The sequence below is a fragment of the Porphyromonas vaginalis genome (assembly GCF_958301595.1).
Taxonomy (GTDB): domain Bacteria; phylum Bacteroidota; class Bacteroidia; order Bacteroidales; family Porphyromonadaceae; genus Porphyromonas; species Porphyromonas vaginalis.
This window is the reverse complement of record NZ_CATQJU010000001.1, coordinates 1480358-1504982: the sequence shown is the minus strand read 5'-3', so window position 1 is coordinate 1504982 and position 24625 is coordinate 1480358. Positions and strand designations below refer to the sequence as shown.

10 protein-coding genes, 3 tRNA genes and 3 rRNA genes are annotated in these 24625 nt (G+C 51.5%); 8 read left to right on the top strand and 8 right to left on the bottom strand.

Features of this window, described 5'->3' with window-relative positions; genetic code table 11:
- Window positions 1–3455: 3455 nt before the first annotated feature.
- From rrf to Q2J34_RS05850, 8 genes are all read right to left on the bottom strand, one after another.
- A 5S ribosomal RNA gene (gene rrf / locus Q2J34_RS05885) occupies window positions 3456–3567 on the bottom strand.
- A 129-nt stretch (window positions 3568–3696) separates the two neighbouring features.
- A 23S ribosomal RNA gene (locus tag Q2J34_RS05880) occupies window positions 3697–6575 on the bottom strand.
- Window positions 6576–6787: 212 nt separating this feature from the next.
- Window positions 6788–6861 (bottom strand) — tRNA-Ala (locus Q2J34_RS05875).
- Between the two features lie 41 nt (window positions 6862–6902).
- Window positions 6903–6976, bottom strand: a tRNA-Ile gene (locus tag Q2J34_RS05870).
- A 385-nt stretch (window positions 6977–7361) separates the two neighbouring features.
- A 16S ribosomal RNA gene (locus Q2J34_RS05865) occupies window positions 7362–8890 on the bottom strand.
- Together the 16S, 23S and 5S rRNA genes with 2 tRNA genes alongside form the textbook arrangement of a ribosomal RNA operon.
- 1798 nt (window positions 8891–10688) lie before the next feature.
- Window positions 10689–12374, bottom strand: a complete 1686-nt coding sequence (locus tag Q2J34_RS05860) for an IS1182 family transposase (protein ID WP_300969006.1) — start codon at window positions 12372–12374, stop codon at window positions 10689–10691.
- A gap of 415 nt (window positions 12375–12789) precedes the next feature.
- Window positions 12790–13131, bottom strand: a complete 342-nt coding sequence (locus Q2J34_RS05855; RefSeq protein WP_298887215.1) for a hypothetical protein — start codon at window positions 13129–13131, stop codon at window positions 12790–12792.
- On the bottom strand, window positions 13128–13895 hold the full coding sequence (locus Q2J34_RS05850; protein WP_298887212.1) for an ADP-ribosylglycohydrolase family protein: 768 nt from the start codon (window positions 13893–13895) through the stop codon (window positions 13128–13130). Before Q2J34_RS05850 ends, Q2J34_RS05855 begins: the two co-directional genes overlap by 4 nt.
- A 194-nt stretch (window positions 13896–14089) precedes the next feature.
- On the opposite strand from Q2J34_RS05850, the gene Q2J34_RS05845 reads away from it, so the two are divergent.
- The 8 genes from Q2J34_RS05845 to polA all read left to right on the top strand — a co-directional run bounded on the left by Q2J34_RS05845 (window position 14090) and on the right by polA (window position 24618).
- A tRNA-Arg gene (locus Q2J34_RS05845) sits at window positions 14090–14161 on the top strand.
- A 129-nt stretch (window positions 14162–14290) separates the two neighbouring features.
- Complete coding sequence (gene rplU, locus Q2J34_RS05840; RefSeq protein ID WP_298887209.1) at window positions 14291–14608, top strand: 50S ribosomal protein L21; 318 nt, start codon at window positions 14291–14293, stop codon at window positions 14606–14608.
- Between the two features lie 19 nt (window positions 14609–14627).
- On the top strand, window positions 14628–14885 hold the full coding sequence (rpmA, locus tag Q2J34_RS05835) for a 50S ribosomal protein L27 (RefSeq protein WP_004331204.1): 258 nt from the start codon (window positions 14628–14630) through the stop codon (window positions 14883–14885).
- Window positions 14886–15571: 686 nt separating this feature from the next.
- Window positions 15572–16069: an LSm family protein gene (locus Q2J34_RS05830; protein ID WP_298888082.1), complete on the top strand. Its 498-nt coding sequence runs from the start codon at window positions 15572–15574 to the stop codon at window positions 16067–16069.
- A gap of 67 nt (window positions 16070–16136) precedes the next feature.
- On the top strand, window positions 16137–17516 hold the full coding sequence (gene nusA / locus Q2J34_RS05825; RefSeq protein ID WP_298888084.1) for a transcription termination factor NusA: 1380 nt from the start codon (window positions 16137–16139) through the stop codon (window positions 17514–17516).
- A gap of 107 nt (window positions 17517–17623) precedes the next feature.
- Entirely contained in the window at window positions 17624–20791 is a 3168-nt protein-coding gene (gene infB / locus Q2J34_RS05820) for a translation initiation factor IF-2 (RefSeq protein ID WP_298888085.1), read from the top strand.
- 348 nt (window positions 20792–21139) lie between these two features.
- The gene (locus Q2J34_RS05815; RefSeq protein ID WP_298888089.1) at window positions 21140–21745 is read left to right on the top strand and encodes a sugar O-acetyltransferase; all 606 of its coding nucleotides are present in this window, start codon (window positions 21140–21142) and stop codon (window positions 21743–21745) included.
- A gap of 26 nt (window positions 21746–21771) precedes the next feature.
- Entirely contained in the window at window positions 21772–24618 is a 2847-nt protein-coding gene (gene polA / locus Q2J34_RS05810; RefSeq protein ID WP_298888091.1) for a DNA polymerase I, read from the top strand.
- The last annotated feature ends 7 nt before the right edge of the window (window positions 24619–24625 follow it).

Sequence of the window (24625 nt, the reverse complement as noted above, 5' to 3'; positions counted from 1 at the left end):
AACCTCAGCGGAATTGTACCGCTGTTTAGGCAACCGTTCAAGCGTTTTTTTGAGACTGTTGCAAAAGTCAACAGTCTCACAATCTTGCTGGCAAGACTGTCTAGACTTCGCAGCTAGTATGAAGCGCAAGGTACTGAGGGTGAGTTCTGAAGCTCACATACCTCCGTATGTGACCGAAGCCGAACCCCGAAAGCAACACAGCGATTCGCCTTGATGCAACAGTCTCTTTTTATCTACAACCCCTCTGTCATCCTCAACGCCTTGCTCTCGAGACAGATCGTCCGAGAGCTTATCTCAAATCTTTTAGTACCTTTGCTACTGAGAGAGAGCTACTGTTGCTGGGGTTGGTGCCAGAGGTATCAGCTAAACGTCCCTTCAGTAGCTCTCTTTTTTGTAGCCTCTGACGAATGCATCTTGCCAGGCTGAGCATCATAAGAGACTGTTGCAACAGTCAACAGTTCCACAATCTTGCTAGCAAGATTGTCCTGACTTTGCAGAAAGGATGAAGCGCAAGGCGCTGAGGGTCAGGCCTGAAGCTCACATACCTCTGTATGTGACCGAAGCCGAACCCCGAAAGCAACACAGCGATTCGCCTTTATGCAACAGTCTCCATAAATCTCACGGGCACCCTTACCCTGTGGGCAATTCGACTTACAGGCTATCTCTGACTCTCAAGTTCTTTTACTATCTTTGTGGTGAGTTCTAGGTCTAGATAGGCCACCTCGGCGAAATTGGTTCGCCGTTGGTCTATCTGATTTAGAACTCTTTCTTTATCCACACTCCTCAGCTTTTCCCCAGGGTACTCCCCCATTACGCTGCTCAAACCTTACTACCGCCCGCTGACACATATACACATCAGCGCATCGAGCTAGCTAGCAATCAACTCTGCGAAGCTGTGGGCATATAAACCAAGAGCCTATCTCAATCTCTTTTACTATCTTTGTGGTGAGTTCTAGGTCTAGATAGGCCACCTCGGCGAGATTGATTCGCCGTTGGTCTATCTGACTTAGAACTCTTTCTTTATCCGCACTTCTCAGCTTTTCCCCAGGGTACTCCCCCCCCCGACCTTCAAACCACTAAGGGAGCGTCCTCCATTCCTCGCAGCTTCTCAATCTCTTTTACTACCTTTGTGGCAGATATGAGCTTCTGCTTATTATTTCCGCTTGCAAGATAATTGGGCTCTTGGGTTGAAAGAAAAGCAGAAGCTTTCTCCTTGTTTACTGGCCTCCATTTATCCCCTCCTGTGAGTCCCCCTGCAAATCACCACGGTGCCGGACATGCTCCAAGACAAACTCCATAAAGTCGCATCCAGTTCGCAGATGCACTCGCTAGGATCTCCATTCTCATCGACAACCTTCGATACTTTCGACATTTGTAAGAGTGACACAAGCTTCTTATCTTTGTACTCAAGAAAAGGCAGATTGATTCGTTGAAGGCAACGTGGGAGATAAAGCGCCAACTTCATCAGTCAGTTTGCCTTCTTCTATTTTCATAAGAGCGTAATCGTAATACCGACAATCCCGAGACTCCCGATAGCTGATTTCTATTTTCTCAGGGTCTCAATCTCTTTTACTACCTTTGTAACTACAGAAAGCTCTTGGTTATCTTGTGCGTCCGCAATTGGAGCGGAGATGCGTAGATAATCGAGAGCTTTCGCTGTCTATCTGCCTTCCGAGACTCCCGATGGCTAATTCTTATCTTCTCAAGGTCTCAAATTCTTTCACTACCTTTGTGGTTACAGAAAGCCCTTGGTTATATGTGGCACTCGCAATTGGAGCGAGAGCGCTTATATAATCGAGAGCTTTCGCTGTCTATCTGCCTTACGAAACTCCCGATAGCTGACTTCTATTTTCTCAGGGTCTCAATTTCTTTCACTACCTTTGTAGGTACAGAAATCTCTTGGTTATATGTAGCACTCGCAATTGGAGCGAGAGAGCTTGTATAATCGAGAGCTTTCGCTGTCTATCTGCCTTACGAAACTCCCGATAGCTGACTTCTATTTTCTCAGGGTCTCAATTTCTTTCACTACCTTTGCCACTAGAAGGAGATGTTGTGGAAGAGTCCCCGTTAGTATTCCTGTCCTCAGTCATAGTACTAGACGAGCCGGGCTTGGCAGGTAGGCCGTCTCTCGATACGGGTACAGATCCACCCTCTCCTGTTGGCGAGTTAGACGTACCGCTGGAAAGGGCTCCAGCCTCCTCAGGCGAGTCAGTCGATTCTGAGGGCATGATGAGGGGTTGCCCGTCCTCACCTCTAGTAGTCTCGCCTTGAGAGCTGTCAGGAAGAGCAGAAAGGGCTGCTGCGGCTTCTTCAGAAGTCTGTGTGAGGTCTTGCCCACCCTCACTGACAGAACCCTCTCTTAGAGAAGGAGCTTTCTCGGTAGAGTTCCCGCTGCGGGTCGTAGGGCTATCAGGATATCCAACCTGCGTTTCCACATCCTCTTGGCTCTCGGTAGCGGAGTCAATGCCTAATGCGGGTACGGCAGACCAGAGAAGCTCCTTCTCTTTACTTTCGACTAATTTCTCCCTACGGATAGCCAGCTCTATCCAACCCATCAGGGAGTAGCAGATCTATCTCATAGCGTCCTAGTCGAGGTCGCCCACGTCAGCGAAATTGGTTCGCTGTTGGGTGATCTTTGCTAGGACGCTTTCTATATCTAGAAAGGAAGGATCTGGAAACAAAACCTTTCCCCTAAGCAATCCAAGGCAACCACAAGCGGTCGTCTCTCCCAATCTACTCCGATACACTCCGATCGCTCTGATACAACTGGCTTAGAGAGCAAAAAAACAGCCCATGATTAGGCTGGTTAAACGAAATCTTGCTTTCGTTGTAGTAAGGTAAGGACAGCAACCAGAGGGTAATCTACCGTCCCTACGAGGCCTGGAAGCCATTTGTTGTAGAAACCCCTCTGGTGTTCAGCTACCCGAGACTCATTAGAAAGAAAATTTGGCTCAGAGCCTATAAAGTAATAGCGTCACAGTAACCTAGCTGCCTTATTGTGCCTATAAAGGTATGAAAATTTGACTTACTAACATCGTACTCCTTCTGCACGAAATATCAACGCTTTCGATTACCTCCTATCCACGCCGACACCCTCGGCCCCACTCCGATACACTCCGATCACTCTGGATGTCGTAACCTTTGACACAACGGACACACTCCGACTAGATACTAGCCGTAACTGAGTCCTGTAGGGACGCACGATCCGTGCGTCCGTTGTGTCAAAAGTTACAGCATCGTGGTCTTGACGGGGATGGACGCACAGATCGTGCGTCCCTACAAGATTCAGTCACGGCTAGTATCGAGTCGGAGGGACGGACGCACACCCACACCTCGTCCTGTAGAGAGCAGTAACACTAGCCAACGGCCAACAGCCAACAGCAACAGCTAACAGCCAAGAGCCAAAGAGAGAGTCCCCAGACAGGTATCGTACCTATCTGAGGACTCTGCAATGGGAAAGGCGGTTACCTACTCTCCCGATTTTACTCAGTACCATCGGCGCTATTGGGCTTAACTTCTCTGTTCGGAATGGGAAGAGGTGGAATCCCCAACGCTATAACCACCTTAATGGGGCGACATACGTAGACTTATATAGTTACTCTAGATAGCGAATGAGTCAACATAGCTGCAAACTCACGAATACGCTGCTTCGTTTTTAGGCGTACACTCTAAGTAAGTCGTATAACTCAACTCTCTTAGCGAATCGTTCGGGTAATTAGTACTACTCGGCTTTGACATTACTGTCTTTACACCTGTAGCCTATCAAGGTCATCGTCTTTGACCACCCTCAATGAGATCTTATCTTAGGGTCGGCTTCGTGCTTAGATGCTTTCAGCACTTATCCTAGCCCGACTTAGCTACTCGGCATTACACCTGGCGGCATAACCGATAGACCAGCGGTCGGTCCAACACGGTCCTCTCGTACTAGTGTCAGAGCCCTGCAAATCTCTACGCCCACAACAGATAGAGACCGAACTGTCTCACGACGTTCTGAACCCAGCTCGCGTGCCACTTTAATGGGCGAACAGCCCAACCCTTGGAACCTTCTCCAGCCCCAGGATGTGACGAGCCGACATCGAGGTGCCAAACCGCTCCGTCGATATGAGCTCTTGGGAGCGATCAGCCTGTTATCCCCGGAGTACCTTTTATCCTTTGAGCGATGGCCCTTCCATACGGAACCACCGGATCACTATGCTCTAGTTTCCTACCTGTGCGACTTGTTTGTCTCCCAGTCAAGCACCCTTGTGCCATTACACTCTACGACCGGTTACCAATCGGCCTGAGGGTACCTTTAGAAGCCTCCGTTACGCTTTTGGAGGCGACCACCCCAGTCAAACTACCCACCATACAGTGTCCTTGCCAATAAGCAAGTTAGTACCCAAACATCAAAAGGGCCGTATTTCAACAGCGACTCCTGAAGCACTGGCGTGCCCCATTCTCAGTCTCCGGCCTATCCTACACATCTGATACCCAAGTACAATGTAAAGCTATAGTAAAGGTTCACGGGGTCTTTTCGTCCCGTTGCGGGTAATCGGCATCTTCACCGATACTACAATTTCACCGAGATCGCGGTTGAGACAGTGCCCACATCGTTACACCATTCGTGCAGGTCGGAACTTACCCGACAAGGAATTTCGCTACCTTAGGACCGTTATAGTTACGGCCGCCGTTTACTGGGGCTTCAATTCAATGCTTCTCTTGCGATGACATCTCCTCTTAACCTTCCAGCACCGGGCAGGTGTCAGGCTGTATACGTGATATTTCTATTTTGCACAGCCATATGTTTTTGTTAAACAGTCGCATGGGCCTATGCTCTGCGGCCAGTGTCGCCACTGGCGTCCTTTCTCCCGAAGTTACAGGACCATTTTGCCTAGTTCCTTAACCGCGAATCTCTCGAGCGCCTTAGTATACTCAACCCAACCACCTGTGTCGGTTTGTGGTACGGGTAATATATCAATTGTTTAGCGGGTTTTCTTGGGAGCTGGCTTACCTACATTATCACTTTGTGCATGCACGCAGTGTACTTTCAGGTTCGACTCGGTCTGCGGATTTGCCTACAAACCAACTATCTACACCCTTTAACCAACTATTCCGTCAGTCGGCAGTAGTGTCACTTCTCCGTCTCCACATCACTCAATATATTAGTACTGGAATATTAACCAGTTCTTCCATCGGAATCGCCATTAGGCTTATCCTTAGGCCCCGACTAACCCTGATCCGATTAGCGTTGATCAGGAAACCTTAGTCTTTCGGCGAGGGGGTTTCTCGCCCCCTTTATCGTTACTTATACCTACATTTGCTTTTCCTATCGATCCAACACAGGTTGCCCCTGTATCTTCAACTCAATAGGAATGCTCCCCTACCGATGTATTCACATCCCACAGCTTCGGTACACTACTTATGCCCGATTATTATCCACGCCAAAATCCTCGACTAGTGAGCTGTTACGCACTCTTTAAATGAATGGCTGCTTCCAAGCCAACATCCTAGCTGTCTTCGCATCTTGACTTCGTTTGTCCAACTTAGTAGTGATTTCGGGACCTTAGCCGATGGTCCGGATTGTTCTCCTTTAGGACATGGACCTTAGCACCCATGCCCTCACTCCTTGGCTTTCACTTGTACGCATTCGGAGTTTGTCTGGACTTGATAGCCGGTGAAAGCCTCGCATCCAATCAGTCGCTCTACCTCATACAAGAAACACCAAAGGCTGCACCTAAATGCATTTCGGGGAGTACGAGCTATCTCCAAGTTTGATTAGCCTTTCACCCCTACCCTCAGTTCATCCGAAAGCTTTTCAACGCTTACCGGTTGGGTCCTCCAGATAGTGTTACCTATCCTTCAACCTGACCAAGGGTAGATCACTTGGTTTCGCGTCTACCTCTACCGACTAATCGCCCTATTCAGACTCGCTTTCGCTCCGGTTCCGTACTTACATGTACTTAACCTCGCCGGCAACGGTAACTCGTAGGTTCATTATGCAAAAGGCACGCAGTCACCCCACGAAGGGGCTCCTACCGCTTGTAAGCAGATGGTTTCAGGGTCTATTGCACTCCTCTTATCGAGGTTCTTTTCACCTTTCCCTCACGGTACTTGTTCACTATCGGTCTCTTGGAAGTATTTAGCCTTACGGGATGGGCCCCGCAGATTCACACAGGATTTCTCGTGTCCCGCGCTACTCAGGTGGTAACTCTGTCTATAAACTCGTTTCAAATACGGGACTGTCACCCTCTATGGTCGACATTTCCATGTCGTTCTTCTACAAGTGTATAGTACATTAGTGTTACTCCTACAACCCCGTAGATGCCGAAACATCTGCGGTTTGGGCTACTCCCCGTTCGCTCGCCACTACTAAGGGAATCACTTTTGTTTTCTTTTCCTGAGGGTACTGAGATGTTTCAGTTCCCCCCGTTGACCTCTCTTGCGAGATACTAGACCTCCAGTCTAGTGGGTTGCCCCATTCGGAAATCTGCGGATCAATTCGTATGTGCCAATCCCCGCAGCTTATCGCAGCTTATCACGTCCTTCGTCGCCTCCAAGAGCCTAGGCATCCGCCATCTGCCCTTATAACTTTTCGCCTTGAGCCTTGCATCAACTTACGTCGATACAATCTCAGTTGAGTTATACTACTTAGCGCACGATCTAAAATCGTTACTCGCTTTGTATTCGTTTGTTCGTACTTATTGCTAAGTACGCTCGTTACTCGTTTCTATTCTATTGTTTCTATTGCTACGTATGTCAAAGATCACTTGATGCCTCGCTTCGCTTGCGCTCTGCCCTAGCATCCGTGTGGAGAATATCGGATTCGAACCGATGACCCCCTGCTTGCAAAGCAGGTGCTCTAGCCAGCTGAGCTAATCCCCCGTCCATCTTACTTATAAGATATACAAGATGCCGTCCCTTTGTAGTCCCAGGCAGAGTTGAACTGCCGACCTCTACATTATCAGTGTAGCGCTCTAACCAACTGAGCTATAGGACTCTCTAGTCTGTCATACCTCAGCATGACCTAGGGCGTATATCCTATTCATGGGTTTATCGCTCTACACGTGGACGACGTCTCGAGACCGCTCTCTATTCCTGCCCGCTGATCTCCAGCTGACAGCCTCTGAGCGTTGCCTCAGGGTCGCTCTCGCTTCATCGATGCTCCATGTTATATGGATTTCATAACTAATACTCTATTCATTGTGTATACTACTATATATTGTAGCCTGCCTTACCTGCCCTCAATCTCCTATCCATGTCTCACTGCGTCTGATAGACTTGTAAGAAAAATAGCACCAATCTTAGAGATAGGTCTTGATGAGATCTCGACAATAAGGGATCGCTCCCCTTTATCTCAACCTCTCAGTGCCTCGTGTCTCCAGAAAGGAGGTGTTCCAGCCGCACCTTCCGGTACGGCTACCTTGTTACGACTTAGCCCCAGTCACCAGTTTTACCCTCAAGCGCTCCTGTGACGGTCACGCTCTTCAGGTACCCCCGACTCCCATGGCTTGACGGGCGGTGTGTGCAAGGTCCGGGAACGTATTCACCGCGCCATGGCTGATGCGCGATTACTAGCGAATCCAGCTTCACAGAGTCGAGTTGCAGACTCCGATCCGAACTGGGATAGGGTTTATAGATTAGCTCTCTGTCACCAGATGGCTGCTCGCTGTCCCTACCATTGTAACACGTGTGTCGCCCCGGATGTAAGGGCCGTGCTGATTTGACGTCATCCGCTCCTTCCTCACGTCTTACGACGGCTGTCTCGATAGAGTCCTCGACTTAACTCGTTAGTAACTATCGACGCGGGTTGCGCTCGTTATGGCACTTAAGCCGACACCTCACGGCACGAGCTGACGACAACCATGCAGCACCTACATAGAAGCCCCGAAGGGAAGAGACCTCTCAGCCTCATGCATCTACATTTCAATCCCGGGTAAGGTTCCTCGCGTATCATCGAATTAAACCACATGTTCCTCCGCTTGTGCGGACCCCCGCCAATCTCTTTGAGTTTCACCGTTGCCGGCGTACTCCCCAGGTGGAATACTTATCGCTTTCGCTTAGACCCATACTGTATATCGCATAGATCTAGTATTCATCGTTTACTGCGTGGACTACCAGGGTATCTAATCCTGTTTGATACCCACGCTTTCGTGCTTCAGTGTCAGTTGTAATGTAGTACGCTGCCTGCGCAATCGGAGTTCTGTGTGATATCTATGCATTTCACCGCTACACCACACGTTCCACGTACCTCCAGTACACTCTAGCTAGAGAGTTTCAAAGGCAAGACCATAGTTGAGCTACAGCTTTTCACCCCTGACTTCCCTTGCAACCTACGCACCCTTTAAACCCAATAATTCCGGATAACGCTCGCATCCTCCGTATTACCGCGGCTGCTGGCACGGAGTTAGCCGATGCTTATTCGTATGGTAACTGCAAACGCCTACACGTAGACGACTTTAATCCCATACAAAAGAAGTTTACAACCCTTGCGGGCAGTCTTCCTTCACGCGACTTGGCTGGTTCAGGCTCTCGCCCATTGACCAATATTCCTCACTGCTGCCTCCCGTAGGAGTTTGACCCGTATCTCAGTGTCAATGTGGGGGGTCAACCTCTCAGTCCCCCTATCCATCGTTGCCTTGGTAAGCCGTTACCTTACCAACTAGCTAATGGAACGCAGGCCTATCTCTTAGCGATTAATCTTTCCTCCTCTTCTCATGTGATCTAAGGAGAGTATGGTGTATTAGTCCGACTTTCATCGGGTTATTCACCACTAAGAGGTAAGTTGCATACGTGTTACTCACCCATTCGCCGGTCGCCGACGACGTATTGCTACATCTCGCTGCCCCTCGACTTGCATGTGTTAAGCCTATCGCTAGCGTTCATCCTGAGCCAGAGTCAAACTCTCCATTGTTAGTATTTTGTTTGTTTGTTCTCTGTGTTATAACACAAGACCCGCAGTAGCTTGCGCCACCTATTCAAGCCTTGTCTCTAAGATGATTATTGTGCTATTATGCTTATTGTCCTCGCAGTGTAGACCTAGATTTTTGATTGTCTTAGGTATTGCTTGATCTAGATGTAATCTAGACCACTACACTTTGATTGCTTAGTTATGAAATATATCAAAGATCGCTTCTATAATCCCCGTAAGCGTAGCCCCTCGTTAGGAGCTCCAGCTCTAGACCTCTTCAGCTTGTGAAGAGCGAACTGCTTTTTCTTGCGGGTTGTGAGTGCAAAGGTACGACAAGTTTTTGAAACCACCAAATATTTGGAGAAGTTTTTTTTCGCCGATCGATTTCTGCCTTTCGGAAGTCTGTATTAAGTAGACCTCTAAGCTAGCTCTATGAGCGCCTCAATCAGCCGTCGTCGTTACCAACCTCCAATCATGTATCGAACACTTCCGACCACCCTTTCTTTGGAGTTGCGGATGCAAAGTTACGACAACTTTTTGAAACCACCAAATTTTCGGAGAAGTTTTTTTTTTGAGAGCCTCACTCCTGCGCCTGACACCTATTATTATACATAGGAGTACCAAGATCGCATTTGCGAGGATGCCTATTATATTATAGTGTCCTATCCGTTAGGATCTGAAACCTCGACAAAGAAGCTAACAAGCAGCACTCTAGTCATCAAAACTTGCTCACCACTCAAGGCTCCCCAGACACCTCCGAAGACCCGTTCTTTTGAGTTGCGAGTGCAAAGGTAATACAACTTTTTGAATCCGCCAAATTTTCGGAGAAGTTTTTTTTTCCCGAGAGCCTCATCCTGTGTCTGACACCTATTATATATAGGAGTACCTAGGTCGCATTTGCGAGGACACCTATTATATATAGGAGTACCTAGGTCGAATTTGCGAGGGCACCTATTACATATAGGAGTACCTAGGTCGCATCTGCGAGGACACCTATTGTGAGACTGTTGACTTTTGCAACAGTCTCTAATGTGTCAGCCCTCTAATCTCTAACTTCTAATCTCTCCCCCTCCGAACTCTCCGATTCCTCCGATGCTCTCCGACCCCTAATTTCTAATCTCTAACTTCTAACCTCTAATCTCTAATAACATATCTTTACAGGGAAATTCGTCCGATTCCCTCCTTTCTCGAATATCCACGTGGGGAATCTCAAATCTCCACGTGGAGATTTTTTATTTTCCACGTGGGCGTCATTCATTTCCTCCGAAGTTTTATTTCATTCTTCCGAAGTTTCATTTGATTCCTCCGAAGAATTTTTTATTCTCCACGTGGGGATTTCGAAATATCCACGTGGAAATCACTTTTCACCGACATAGCGCCGTTTCGATATGTAGTCGGCCCTAAATTATTGTAGCAAGCTGGCGATAGGTTTGCCCAGTCAGGGCTGACGCATCATAATCGCTCTGTCAGGAGCTACACGTAACGACAAATGAAGAATAGATCGGGCTGGAACTGTAAGCTACGTCTAGTCCGACCCACAAGGGGTCGACAAACTGCTATTGTCTTGCCCCCATCGGAGGTACCTTTTGGCTCTTGGCTGTTGGCTGTTAGCGATCGGAGGTGTCGGAGGTATCAGAGCTATCGGAGTGATCGGAGGTATCGGAGAACTAGTGCCTCTAGTGCCTCTAGTGTCACTAGTGTCTTTAGTGTCTCTAGCTAACCGCCAACAGCCAACGGACACAACGGGGCTGTGTCAATAGTCCATTTGTCGTTTGAGAGAGGGGGGAGGCTGGGAATTTTGTTAAGCAGCGATGCTGAAGACGTTTTTCGACAAGTAGGGCTTGAAGTGTGTAAAAGTGATCGTCTCGGAGCGCTCAACGCCCTCTTTGCCTCTCGAAGTGGCGTCTTGAGAGGGTAAAGGGTCATTTTCTTGCGTTTTCTTGAGTTGGGCAGCCACTTTTTTGAGATTGAAGGCTATGGCGAAAAAGGCAAAGTCCATCAGAACTTTGTCTTGACCGAAGTGACGGAAGCGCCGATAGTGCATGTTGTTTTTCATCTGTCCAAAGACTGACTCGGGTTCCACAGATCGTCGCTTTCGATGCTTGATGCCTTTATCTGAGGTGAGCAGTGTACGAGCTTTTTGCTTGTAGCTGTTAAGGCGATGGTTCACGCTGATCTTGCGCCTATCTTCTTTTCCTTTGTAGCATTGACTTCGTAATGGGCAACCTCTACAGTTTTTTGCTTCGTAGATAGAGCTCTCTGAAGTATAGCCCGTGCTGGTCTTTGTGGTCGTAGTCTCACGGAACTCTAGATGCTGTCCCATCGGGCAGACGTAATAGTTTTCCTGAGCGTTGTAGTATAAATGCTCTGGGAGAAAGGGGTTGTTTTTGTAGCGTGGACGCTGCTCTTGATGAAAGTAATTGTACTTGACGTAAGCATCCATTTCAGACTCGTCCATAAAGCGGTAGTTCTCCTCTGAACCATAGCCTGCATCAGCTACAACCGTGGTCGGCAGATGATCGTAACGCTCTTGAAAGCTTTCTACAAATGGTATGAGAGTACAGGTGTCCGAGGGGTTGGGAAAGAGAGCATAGTCTGTGATAATTTGGTTTTCTGTAGCAATCTGTAGGTTGTACCCAGGCTTAGCGAGACCTTTACCTTTGGCGTCTTCTTTCATACGCATAAAAGTCGCATCGGGGTCAGTCTTAGACATAGAGTTGCGCTTGCCTAGTTGGTCGAGACGTTGGTCGTACTCAGCTAGCTTGTCTCGGTGCTCCTCTAAGGTTTTAATCTGCTTTTTGCGCTTTCTATGTTCGGCTTTCGCCTCTTTGGTTTCAGGAGCGGGTTCCTTGTCAAGAGCTTCCTTGAGCTCCTCCACGATAGAGGTCAGCTCAGTCGGAGTAAACTCTACGACCTCTGGCTTGGCTTGCTGATCCTGGATGATGACATCATCGACTTGTTGCAGTAGGACACGCAACTTCTCCATCAGGTTTGACCGATAGCGCTCTACGTTCTTTCGCCAAACGAAGGTGTATTTGTTTGCCTTAGACTCGATCTTTGTCCCATCGATATACTCAACATCTAAAGAGATCAGACCTCTCTCTGCTAGTAGGAGTACCAGTTGTGTAAAGATCTCATTGATCTCTCGCTTGACACGATTGCGAAAGCGATTGATCGTGACGAAGTCAGGCTTCTCACCACCAGCGAGCCAGATGAAATGCGTATCTCTGAGGAGGCGCTTTTCCATCTCACGGCAGGAGTATACATTGTTCATATAGGCGTAGATGATCACCTTGAGCATCATCTTAGGGTGATAGGGGCTGCGACCCATCGTGTAGTAAAGTTTTTTGAATGGCTCTAAATCCAAACCATCCACAATAGCACTGATGAAACGCACAGGATCATCCTCGGCAATGTCCTTGTCGACTCTTTCTGGGAAAAGGACTATCTGATTCTGTATATAGGGTCGGAAGTGTCGTTTTTCCATTAGTTAGGAACCTCTCGTTTATTCTGCTAAGTTACTAAAAACTAACTAGATAAGCAAGTGTTTAGCTCTAAAATAAACACCGAAAGATGCAAGATCCTCTGTCTTTTACTTTCTGCTGGGGGAGAGACTTTTGACACAGCCCCGAGACTGTTGACTTTTGCAACAGCCTCCTACACGGCGCAGTAACACTAGCCAACGGACACAACGGACGCACAGATCGTGCGTCCCTACACGGCTCAGTAACACTAGCCAACGGCTAACGGCCAACGGATGCAACGGACGCCCTCCTGGACTAGGCACAAACTAACACGCGATAGTACAATTCTAATTCCGCTCGTCATGTAGAGATGAGTTCGGGCTCTAGCTTTGTATTTCTTCATACTGGCTATGCTAGATGAAGGCGTTCGCTCGATGGTCATTGTTGTAGATAGGAGCTTTTAAGCCAAGCCACAAAGCTGGCAACATCATCCTCCAAAGACTGATAGCCACCCAGCCAGTGCACATAACGATTGAAGAGTAGCAGCTGAAGAGATACGGGGACAGAAGATAAGTCTCCCTTATTAGCGTTTGCGACAGACGAGAGGGCAAGGTAACTAGACTGAGTCATTTGCTCGTCAATATAGTCTCCCTTAAAATCATCAACCCAGATATATTCATACGACCAAAAGAGAGACTTATCTTGGTCTACGCCTTCGAAGGGATTTGTCTCCTCACCTTTGTAGTAGCGGCACTGCTTGATCAGCTCGTCTCGTGTCATCGGATCGTCTGGCGGAAGGTGTCGATGACCTGGCGCATATCCTCGGGGAGATAAGCGAAGGCGCGCTGCTCTATCTCGGCGGGTATCCCGAAGTGCGCCTCGGCGAGACTCCCTGCGATAGCTCCTATGGTATCGCTGTCGCCACCGATGGAGATGGCGAGGCGGATAACCTCCTCGAAGGTGCGCCCCGCTAAGAAGCAGACGATCGCTTGCGGCACAGTCACCTGACAAGTCTCGTCAAAGCTGTTATGCTCTCGAATATAGTCTACACTTTGCGTGAGGTCGTAGTGATAGGTTTCCTCGATATGCTTCTTGAGGTCGGCCTTGCTCTCCCCACCTCTGAGCTGGTAGATGGCGTCTGCGATAGAGACCGCCCCTTTTATCCCCTCGGGGTGGTTGTGTGTGCACTCGGCGCTGGCCTTAGCTTGTGAGAGGGCGGCATCGCGAGTGGGTAGCCAGCCGCACGGAGAGACGCGCATAGCACTACCGTTGCCAAAGCTGCGATACGGCACTGGTGGGGTCTTGTAGATCCACTGATGAAAGCGTCCGCCGTAGACCCCCTTAGGATGGGGGTAACGCCTGCACCAAGTCTGCAAGGTATCGGCAAAGTCCACTCCTCTGAGCAGTGCATCGGCAACGGCTATGGTGCAGATTGTGTCGTCCGTATAGTCGCATCCGTTGGCAAAGAGCTCGAAGTCTGTGCGGTGGGTATTTGCAAACTCAAATCGTGATCCGACGATGTCTCCTACTATTGCTCCTATCATAACTTGCTTGTTGTTTGGCACAAAGGTAATGCTTTTCTACGAGTACTGGAGTGTCTACGCTCTGGGCTAGATTTGTTTTTTTTTGCGAAGCAAAAGTGCGGCGGTACGTTTTTATTGCGTACCTTTGCGGTGGCGACTGTACGAGGCTGTTTTGCACAGAGCTGCGGCACACGCCAGCGTGCGAGTATGCAGAGGCCCCTGTAGTTCAACGGATAGAATAGAAGTTTCCTAAACTTTAGATCTGAGTTCGATTCTCAGCGGGGGTACGCTTGCGGGGTGTGAAGTTTTTTGTACCTTTGCAGTCGATTTACTTCCTAAGTAAGGTTTGTCAAGAGCTCGTCGACAGTGGGCAGCCACCTTACGGGACTATATAATAATAGTAACAGACGAACGTAATGTACGCAATTGTTGAAATCCAAGGTCAGCAGTTTAAGGTAGAGGAGGGTCGCAAGCTCTTCGTGCATCATATCCGCGAGGTGGAGCAGGGTGCAGAGGTTACCTTTGACCGGGTTATGCTCCTAGACAAGGACGGAGCAGTCTCAGTAGGTGCCCCGACGATCGAGGGCGCACAGGTAGTATGTGAGGTGGTATCTCCCATCGTCAAGGGTGAGAAGGTGCTGATCTTTCATAAGAATCGGAGGAAGGGCTATCGCAAGCTCAGAGGGCATCGCCAGCAGTTCTCCGAGATACTAGTAAAGCAAATCGTAGGATAATTAAAGACTCTAAGGAATCATGGCACATAAGAAAGGTGTAGGAAGCTCCAAGAACGGACGCGAATCCGAAAGCAAACGCCTAGGCGTTAAGATCTTTGGAGGCGAAGCCTGTAAGGCTGGTAACATCATCGTACGTCAGAGAGGTACGCAGCACCACCCAGGTGAGAACGTGGGTATGGGCAAGGATCATACCCTCTATGCACTGACAGACGGTACGGTCGTCTTCACTCAGACGAGAGGAGATCGTAGCTTCGTCTCTGTAGCGACACACGAGTAGTCATCACTTAGTGACACATCGCTAAGCTCTACGCTACACAATACAACAGCCCCTCCGCCTCCTATCCCTTCGCTTAGTAAGGGTTATGAGGTAGAGGGGCTTGACATTTTTCATTCTTCCAACATTAAGACTGTTGCATAAAGGCGAATCGCTGTGTTGCTTTCGGGATTCAGCTTCGGTCACATACGTAGGTATGCTCCCTTCAGACCTCACCCTCAGCGCCTTGCACTTCATCCTTTCTGCAAAGTCAGGACAATCTTGCGAGCAAGATTGTGAGACTGTTAACTTTTGCAACAGTCTCATTATTACCTAGGCAGCTCCTCTGTATTATTTACCTTGCATCGGGTAGAGACGACTCCGCAAATCTTTCGGGTAGCCCCTGTGTAGGGACGCTCGGGAGTCTCTAGCGAGAGAGCGTCCGTTGTCAAACGACAAGACGTGTAATCGGGACATTGTAACCCTTGACAGGGACGGACGCACGACCGTGCGTCTCTTCTACAAATCGTTACTCGTAAGATTTTCGAATCGGGTAGATAGTGTGCTATCTGAAGAAATATTACTATCTTTGCATCGTAATGAACCGGTTGAGGTCGTACGGCTCACGAGCAGTCGTCTCAGCTTAGGTATGGAGGAGGAAGCCATGCGACAGCGGTTCCCTCCTTTTTGTATATAAACCATCGAGTATCATGATAGATCTAGCAGTACTCCGCACAGAAATAGAGCAGATGCTCCACGAGGACGAGTTCGTCGTGGAGATAACTAGTAGCCCAGGGGATCAGATCCGCGTAGTGATCGATGCCATGGGAGGCTTGCCCATCTCTCGCTGTGTCGAGGTCTCTAGAGCCATCACCCAGCTACACGATCGTGACGAGGAGGAGGACTACGCCCTCGAGGTGTCGTCGCCCAGTCTCTCCGATCCGTGGCAGGTCTACGAGCAGTACACACGTCATCTAGAGGCGCCCGTGCAGGCGGTCGATGCGTCAGGCATGAAGTGGCACGGCAAGCTCATAGAGGTCGGTGCCCGGGATGCTGATCAGCTCCCCGAGTACGTCATCCTAGAGATCGAGCGCACAGAGACCATACAGGATGGCAAGAAGAAGAAAAAGCAGCAGATCATCGAGCCTCACCGCATCGAGCGTGATCAGCTCAAGCGCATCTCGTACGACCTAGACAAGGCACTCTGATAGCGATCCCCCTCTCCCACCATTACTTAGATATACTAGTCCCACAGAAGAGACCCAACATACATATATGGCTAGAAAGAAAGAAGCAACGAGCTTAAAGGTTCTACTCACTGAATTCAAAGAACTAAAGAACATAGACGAGGAGACGATGCTCCACGTATTAGAGGACTCCTTCCGGAGCATCCTTGCTAAGATGTTTGGTTCAGACGACAACTTTGACGTAATCATCAATGCGGATAGCGGAGACTTTGAGATCTGGCGCACCCGCGAGGTGGTTGCCGACGATGCCGTCGAGCGGGAAAACGAGCAGGTAGCCTACACGGAGGCTCTTGAGATAGATCCCGAGGCTGAGATCGGAGATGATGTGACCGACTCGGTAGACTTCCTCTCCTTCGGTCGGCGCGCCATCGTCAATCTACGCCAGACCCTCTCGAGCAAGATCTTGGATCTGCAGAAGGAGCACTTCTACCAAACCTTCATAGAGCGTGTGGGAGAGCTGATCACGGCCGAAGTCTATCAGGTGTGGAAGCGTGAGACTCTGCTCGTCGACGAGGATGGCAACGAGCTTATCATGCCCAAGAGCGAGCAGATCCCCGACGAGTACTTCCGCAAGGGCGATAGCGTCCATGCCGTCATAGCTCGTGTAGATAATGAGAACAATAACCCTCGCGTCACACTCTCACGCACTAGCCCTGAGTTCCTCAAGCGTCTCTTCGAGATCAACGTCCCTGAGATCGCTGACGGACTGATCACCATCAAGCGTGTAGCACGCATCCCAGGCGTTCGCGCCAAGATTGCCGTCGAGTCGTACGATGATCGCATCGATCCCGTCGGCTCTTGTGTCGGTATGAATGGTAGCCGCATACGTGGCATCGTCCGGGAGCTACATGGGGAGAACATTGACGTCCTCACCTACACGGCAAACGATAGTCTCTTTATACAGCGTGCGCTAAGTCCGGCTAAGATCTCTTCGATCGAGCTCTATCCAGAGACCGCCAAGGCAGAGGTTTACCTACGTCCAGAGGATGTGCCTCTAGCTATCGGTAAGAATGCCAGCAACATCAAGCTCGCGTCCGTCCTGACGGGCTTTGAGATTGAGGTATTCCGCGATGCAGCAGATACGACCGAGGAGGATATCTACCTCTCCGAGTTTAGCGATGAGATTGAGGACTGGGTCATCAAGATGCTTCTAGACATAGGTCTCAACACGGCTCGTGCCGTCCTGACCACACCTCGCTCAGAGTTGCTTAAGAAGACCGATCTCGAGATAGAGACCATCGACCATGTCCTCCGTATCCTCTCGTCCGAGTTTGACCTTGAGGAGCTAGAGGAGATGGGGCTACCACAGGAAAACATTGACCTGCTCAAGAGCCCCGTGCCTACGCAAAGTGAGATCGCAGAGGCGATCATCGAAGACCTCAAGGAAGACGAAGCTACCGAGGAGTAAGCAGCAGCACACTACTAGCTAGTCACAGTATAGGGGGTGACCGTGACTATATGATAATGACAAGAAATACCAATCCCCACCCGTAGACGAGCAATCAAGAGAAATATATGTCCATAAAACTGTTTAGCCTAGCCAAAGAACTCAACATCGGAGTCAACACGCTTGTCTCCTTCCTTAACGATAAGGGTAAGGAGGTAGACAACAACCCCAACACACGCATCACGGAGGATGAGTTTAATCTAGTCCTGCGTGACTTCACGCCGACCTTTGATGAGGAGACTATAGGAAAAGTCAAGAAGAAGTTTCTCCGCAAGAGCACTTCTAAGGCTAAACCAGAGGAGTCTGCCAAGACGGCAACGACTGAGGCTAGTAGCTCCGAGGAGCAACCCTCGAAGAGTAAAGCTCCAGCAGCTAAAAAGGCCCAGGCAGAGCCAGACATCCCCACTACGGCCAGTGCTTCACAGCTCAACGTCGTGGGACGTATAGAGCTGGACAAGCACAACAATCCCGTCTCAGCCTCTACGGGCAAAGCCTCTGCGGCTACTCAGGAGGAGCCAGCTAAGACGAAGGCTACAGCTAAGACTAGCAAGGCCAAAAGCACAATGACCTCTAAGCAGAAGGAGGCTACACCGGAGGAGCCTGCCAAGACGAAGGCTAGCACGACAACCGAGCAGCCGAAGGCTACTACGCCAGCCAAAGAGACTAAGGAGACCAAGAAGGCTCCCGAGACTAAAGAGACAAAGGTCGAGACTAAGCCCGCAGAGAGCCCTAAGCCTTCTGCAAAGGCTTCGTCTAAGGAGCCCGAGGGCGACACTTCTAAGGAGTCCACACCTATTGCTGCTAAGACCCCTGCACAGACAGAGGCTAAGCCAGTAGCTGCTAAGCCTGAGCCGGCCAAGGAAGAGCCGAAGCAGAAAGCTGCCGAACAACCAGCCTCTACCGCACCAGCGCCAGCAGCCCAAGAGCCAGCCGTCAAGGAGGCTCCCGCAGCGAAGCCCCAGGCAGAGACGCCCACCGAGGCTCCTACCGAAACCAAGGGTAAGGATGCGACCGAGATCTTCCGCATTGCCAAGAAAGAGGACGAGCCACAGCTCAAGGTGGTCGGCAAGATCGACCTCAGTAGCTTTAGCACCTCTCGCTCTCGCAAGTCTAGCAAGGACAAAGAGAGCAATCGTCGCAAGCGCAAGCGCATCTCCTCAGGAGCTGTCGATGTCAAGAGCGAGGGTGCCAAGATACAGGACGACCGCTCAGGCAAGAAGGGCGATCGCACAGCAGCTCCACAGCGAGGTGAGCGCGGAGGGCGCAATGAGCGTCGCACTGGACGTAAGAGCAAGCGTCAGGAGCCCGTCTTGACTCCCGAGGAGCAGGACGAGCTAAGAGCTAAGCAGGTCAAGGAGACACTAGCACGGCTCAACAACAAGCAGTCTGTCTTCGGACGTGCGGCTAAGTCTAGACGAGAGAAGCGCGAGGCACGTCGTGCCGAGTTTGAGCGTGAGCAGGAGCTCTCCACGCAGGACGAGAAGGTACTCAAGCTGACCGAGTTCGTCACCGTCAGCGACCTGGCCAACATGATGAACGTGCCCGTCACCGACGTTATCTCCACCTGTATGAGTATCGACATGATGGTGTCGATCAATCAGCGTCTCGATGCTGAGACGATCAATATCGTTGCCGAGGAGTTTGGCTACGAGACCGAGTTCGTATCGGCCAACGTCGTCGAGGCAATCACCGCCGACGAGGAGCCCGACAAGCCTGAGGATCTAGAGCCTCGTCCACCCGTCATCACCATCATGGGTCACGTAGACCACGGTAAGACGTCGCTACTCGACTGCATCCGTCGTTCGGACGTTACCGCAGGCGAGGCGGGCGGTATCACGCAGCACATCGGTGCGTACAATGTGACCCTCTCCGATGGTCGTCGCCTCACCGTCCTAGACACACCTGGTCACGAGGCCTTTACCGCTATGCGTGCTCGTGGTGCGCAGATTACAGATATTGTGGTCATCGTCATTGCGGCAAACGACGCCGTGATGCCTCAGACCATCGAGGCGCTCAACCATGCGAGTGCCGCCGGCGTGCCGATCATCTTTGCGATCAATAAGATCGATGTCAACGGAGCCAACCCCGATAAGATCCGCGAGCAACTCGCTGGTATGAACTACCTCGTCGAGGATTGGGGTGGTAAGTATCAGGTACAGGAGATCTCGGCCAAGAAGAATATCGGCATCCCCGATCTACTAGACAAAATCTTCCTCGAGGCAGAGCTCCTCGAGCTTAAGTCCAATCCTCATCGTCGTGCCTCAGGCTCGGTCATCGAGTCTTCACTAGACAAGGGCAAGGGTTACCTCGCCTCCGTCTTGATCCAGCGAGGCACCCTCCACATCGGAGACTACATCCTAGCTGGTAGCTACTACGGACGTGTCAAGGCTATGTACAACGAGTACAACAAGCGTGTCGACACCGCGGGGCTATCCACGGCCGTCTCTATCCTCGGCTTCAACGGCGCACCGACCGCTGGTGACGACTTCAATGTCATGGAGAGCGAGCAGGACGCACGTGAGCTAGCGGTCAAGCGTGAGCAGTTGCAGCGTGAGCAAGGCTTGCGTACGCAGAAGATGCTTACCCTCGATGATATCGGTCGTCGCATCGCTGTGGGCAACTTCCAGCAGTTTAACCTCATTATCAAGGGCGACGTGGACGGCTCCGTACAGGCACTGGCCAACTCCCTCATCGAGCTCTCGACGAAGGAGATCCAGGTGAGCGTCATCCATCAGGGTGTCGGTCAGATCACCGAGTCAGACATCCAACTGGCTACGGCATCAGACGCTGTGATCATCGGCTTCCAGGTTCGTCCTAGTGCTCAGGCCCGCAAGCTCGCCGAGCAGGAGGGCGTCGAGATCCGCACCTACTCCATCATCTACGATGCTATCGAAGATGTGCGCGATGCCCTCGAGGGCATGCTCTCGCCAGACATTCGCGAGCAGGTCACGGCCAATCTGGAGGTGCTGCAGACCTTCAAGGTCAGCAAGATCGGCACTATCGCAGGCTGTATGGTCACCGATGGCAAGATCAAGCGTACCGACAAGGTGCGTGTCATCCGCGACGGTGTGGTCATCCACACAGGCGAGCTCGAGTCGCTCAAGCGCTTCAAGGACGAGGCCAAGGAGGTGGTCTCAGGTCTCGAGTGCGGTATCAATATCAAGAACTACAACAACCTGGAGGTGGGCGACATCATCGAGTCCTTTGAGGAGATCGAGGTTCGGCGCAAGCTCTAGTCCCCTACCCCAATACATTTGTCTAATTGGCGACTGCTTCTCCCGGAGGAGCAGTCGCCACTTTTCTTTTGTCTCATCCCCACTTCAGCTAGTTTCATACGGAAGAAACTCCAGTGCCATATAGGTGAAACTCCAGTTTCATACGGAAGAAACTACAGTGCCATACGGAAGAAACTCCAGTGCCATACGGGTGAAACTGGAGTGCCAGCGGGAGGAAACAGAAAGGAGAGGGGATTTATTGTTACCTTTGTGGTAGGAGACTGTTGCCATAGCCTCCGCTGAGGGTTGCTCTGCCGGCTCCGTGGTGGAGATGACAGGCTCCTCTCTCCGCATTTACCGCTTCACCGTATGTCTCACACGACTTCCCCATTATCGTTTGTACCATCCCCGCAGCCCGAGGGTTATCGCTACTATAATATACAGAGCGACACCGACCGTCAGCTCTTGGCTAGTCGGTGCAAAGAGCGACTGCAAGCCCTGCACCGCATACCCGTCGAAGAGCGGGAGCAGTATCATCGTGAGCTAGAGAAACTACTCGGAGGGCTTGGCGAGGAGAGTTGGCTGGTGACCCCTTTCTTTTGTGACTACGGGAGCGAGATTGAGGTGGGGAGTCATACTTTCATCAATAGTGGCTGCACCATGCTCGATGGCGGACATGTGACCATCGGTGACCATGTACTCATCGGCCCCTCCGTCTCGCTCTACAGTGTGGGGCATCCGCTCGACCTCGAGGAGCGCGCTGCCGGCTGGGAGTTTGGCATCCCGATCATCATCGAGGACCATGTCTGGATCGGTGGTGGCTGTACGATCCTCCCCGGCGTAACCATTGGCCGAGGCTCTGTGATCGGTGCAGGGAGTGTCGTCACCAAAAGCATCCCCCCGATGAGCCTAGCCGTGGGCAATCCCTGCCGTGTCATTCGTTCGCTCAGCAAGCCCATCGACCCTCAAGATTAACCCGTTACTTTTACCCTATCTAAACTATGCCTACGCTCTATCTGCTTGACGCTTATGCCCTGATTTACCGAGCTTACTACGCCTTCATCAATCGTCCCCTCGTGGATGCGCAGGGGCGCGACACGAGTGCGCTCTACGGCTTCGCCTCCACGCTACAAGACATCATTGACAAGGAGCGACCCGACTACATCGCCGTGGCGATGGATATGCCGGGGGGAACCTTTCGCCACAAGGAGTACCCAGAGTACAAGGCCAATCGCCCCGAGACACCCGAGACGATACGATTCTCGATGCCTTATATCAAAGAGTTGGTGCAGGCTTACCAGATACCTCTGCTAGGGGTCGAAGGGTACGAAGCAGACGACCTGATCGGCACGCTGAGCCGTCAAGCTGTCGAGGCAGGCTACGCGGTGCGTATGGTCACACCAGACAAGGATTACGGGCAACTCGTCGGACCGCACGCGCAGATGTTTGCGCCACAGCGCACGGGGTCAGGCTTTGAGCTACTAGGCACTGAGGAGATTACCGCTAAGTACGGCATCCGCTATCCGCTGCAGATGATTGACTACTTGGGGCTTGTGGGCGATAGCTCCGACAATGTGCCCGGCTGTCCAGGCATTGGCAAAGTCGCAGCACAGAAACTTCTCGAGGAGTTTGACTCGATCGAAGATATCTACGCACGCATTGACCAGGTGAAGCCGACCTATGCGAAAAAGCTCCTCGCAGCCAAGGAGCAGACGATGCTCTCGCGGCATCTCGTCACCATCGTGACCGACGTGCCGGGAGTCACCTTTGATCCCGACCAGATGAAGTGGCGAGGCCCCGACCACGCCGCTGTGGAGCGCATCTTCAAGGAGTTTGCCTTCACCTCGCTACTGAAGCGCATCGGCAAGCCCGCAGAGAGCAATCCTCAGGTGGGTCTCTTTGACCTTGGCGGTAGTTCGACAGTACCAAGTTCGCCAGCCACAATTGAAGTGTCGGGTCCCGTGAGTGCCGCAGCTCCTCTAGAAAACTACAAGACGGTTGGCGTGACCTTTACCGAAATCAAAGGTTACGAGGCGGTGAGCCAGCTCGCTAAGCAGTTGGCGGGCAGCTCCGTTGTCGCCTTTGACACCGAGACCGATGGCCTCGATGCGCTCTGTGCGGGTATCGTCGGCATGTCGCTCTGTGCCGATGAGCAGCAGGCTTACTTTATCCCGCTTCCCGAGTCGGCTGAGGAGGCGACGCATATACTTTCTCCGCTAAAGGATCTGATGCAAGACGAGCATGTGCTAAAGGTGGCACACAATGCGAAGTTTGACCTAGAGGTGCTGACACGCTACGGACTGCCCGAGGCGCGTCCACTCTACGATACCATGCTGGCGCACTACCTGATCGATGCCGACCAGGGGCATAGTCTCGACGAACTGGCGGGCGGCTTGCTCCGCTACGACACGATACGCTACAAAGATCTCTCGCCTCAGGAGAGCTTTGCGCTACGCACTGACGTAGACCCCAAGCTCCTTTGCGACTACGCTAGCGAAGATGCCTACGTGACGCTACGCCTCTACCACGCCCTGCACAAGCAGCTCTCCCCTACCGAGCAGCGTCTCCTCACCGAGGTGGAGATACCGCTCCTCTATGTGCTGATGCACATGGAGCAGCGTGGCATCGTCCTCGACATCGAGGCACTGCAGCGCTCCCGTCAGGAGCTTCTCGAGAGCGTCCTCCGCCTAGAGCAGGAGATACAGAGCTACTCATCACGAGGGCTTAACCTTAAGGTCAATAGTCCGAAGCAGATCGGCGAACTGCTCTTTGACGAGCTTAAGATTGTGGAGAAGCCACGCAAGACTAAGACTGGTAGCTATGTGACCAACGAGGAGACGCTCCTCCCGCTGCGCTCGCTCCACCCTGTCGTCGCACTCATCCTAGACTACCGTGAGGCGCGCAAGTTGCTCAACACCTACATAGATCCGTTGCCCAAGATGTGCTACCCCGATGGTAAGCTGCACACTTCGTACAATCAGGCGGTCACCGCCACGGGCAGGCTCTCCTCGAGCAATCCTAATCTGCAAAACATCCCCATCCGTAGCGACCTCGGGCGTCCCCTGCGTCGTGCCTTTGTCGCTGACCCTTACTACACCCCACGCCTTTCCGCCTGTACTCCTGTGGATCACACCCATGAGGAGCCGATCGGAGCTGTCCTGCTCAGTGCGGACTACTCGCAGGTGGAGCTACGCGTCATGGCGCATCTGAGCCAAGACCCAGCGATGATACATTCCTTCCTCTCGGGCGACGATATTCACACGGCGACAGCCGCTAAGGTCTTTAAGGTGGCCCCCGAGGAGGTGACCCCGCTGATGCGTAGCAAGGCGAAGACGGCCAACTTTGGCATCAACTACGGCATCACGCCTTATGGTCTGAGCCAGCGTCTCAACATCCCCGTTGGCGAGGCTGCCGAGCTGATCAAGGAGTACTTCGCCACCTTTACCCATATACAGGCCTTTATGAATGAGGCTATAGCGCTCGCCACCGAGCGGGGCTATACGGAGACCGCCTTCGGTCGTCGTCGGCAGCTGCGCAACCTCCGCACAGCGCGTGGAGCCCAGCGTGGCAATGCCGAGCGCAACGCGATCAACGCACCGATCCAAGGCACCGCCGCAGACATCATCAAGATCGCTATGATACGTGTCGAGGAGGAGCTGACGAAGCAACAGCTACGCAGCTACCTCGTCCTACAGGTGCACGACGAACTGGTTCTCAACGTCTATCTCGACGAACTAGATCGTGTCACTGCCCTCGTTCGTGAAGCGATGGAGGGTGCCTGGCCCGAGTGCTCCGTACCGCTTGTAGTCGAGATCGGCACCGGCAAAGATTGGCTCGCAGCACACTAATTCGCCC

Coding starts and splice junctions, on each gene's coding strand:
- nusA (WP_298888084.1), top strand. CDS start 16,137: ATGGCTAGAAAGAAAGAAGCAACGAGCTTAAAGGTTCTACTCACTGAA.
- rpmA (WP_004331204.1), top strand. CDS start 14,628: ATGGCACATAAGAAAGGTGTAGGAAGCTCCAAGAACGGACGCGAATCC.
- rplU (WP_298887209.1), top strand. CDS start 14,291: ATGTACGCAATTGTTGAAATCCAAGGTCAGCAGTTTAAGGTAGAGGAG.
- infB (WP_298888085.1), top strand. CDS start 17,624: ATGTCCATAAAACTGTTTAGCCTAGCCAAAGAACTCAACATCGGAGTC.
- Q2J34_RS05815 (WP_298888089.1), top strand. CDS start 21,140: ATGTCTCACACGACTTCCCCATTATCGTTTGTACCATCCCCGCAGCCC.
- Q2J34_RS05850 (WP_298887212.1), bottom strand. CDS start 13,895: ATGATAGGAGCAATAGTAGGAGACATCGTCGGATCACGATTTGAGTTT.
- Q2J34_RS05860 (WP_300969006.1), bottom strand. CDS start 12,374: ATGGAAAAACGACACTTCCGACCCTATATACAGAATCAGATAGTCCTT.
- Q2J34_RS05830 (WP_298888082.1), top strand. CDS start 15,572: ATGATAGATCTAGCAGTACTCCGCACAGAAATAGAGCAGATGCTCCAC.
- polA (WP_298888091.1), top strand. CDS start 21,772: ATGCCTACGCTCTATCTGCTTGACGCTTATGCCCTGATTTACCGAGCT.
- Q2J34_RS05855 (WP_298887215.1), bottom strand. CDS start 13,131: ATGACACGAGACGAGCTGATCAAGCAGTGCCGCTACTACAAAGGTGAG.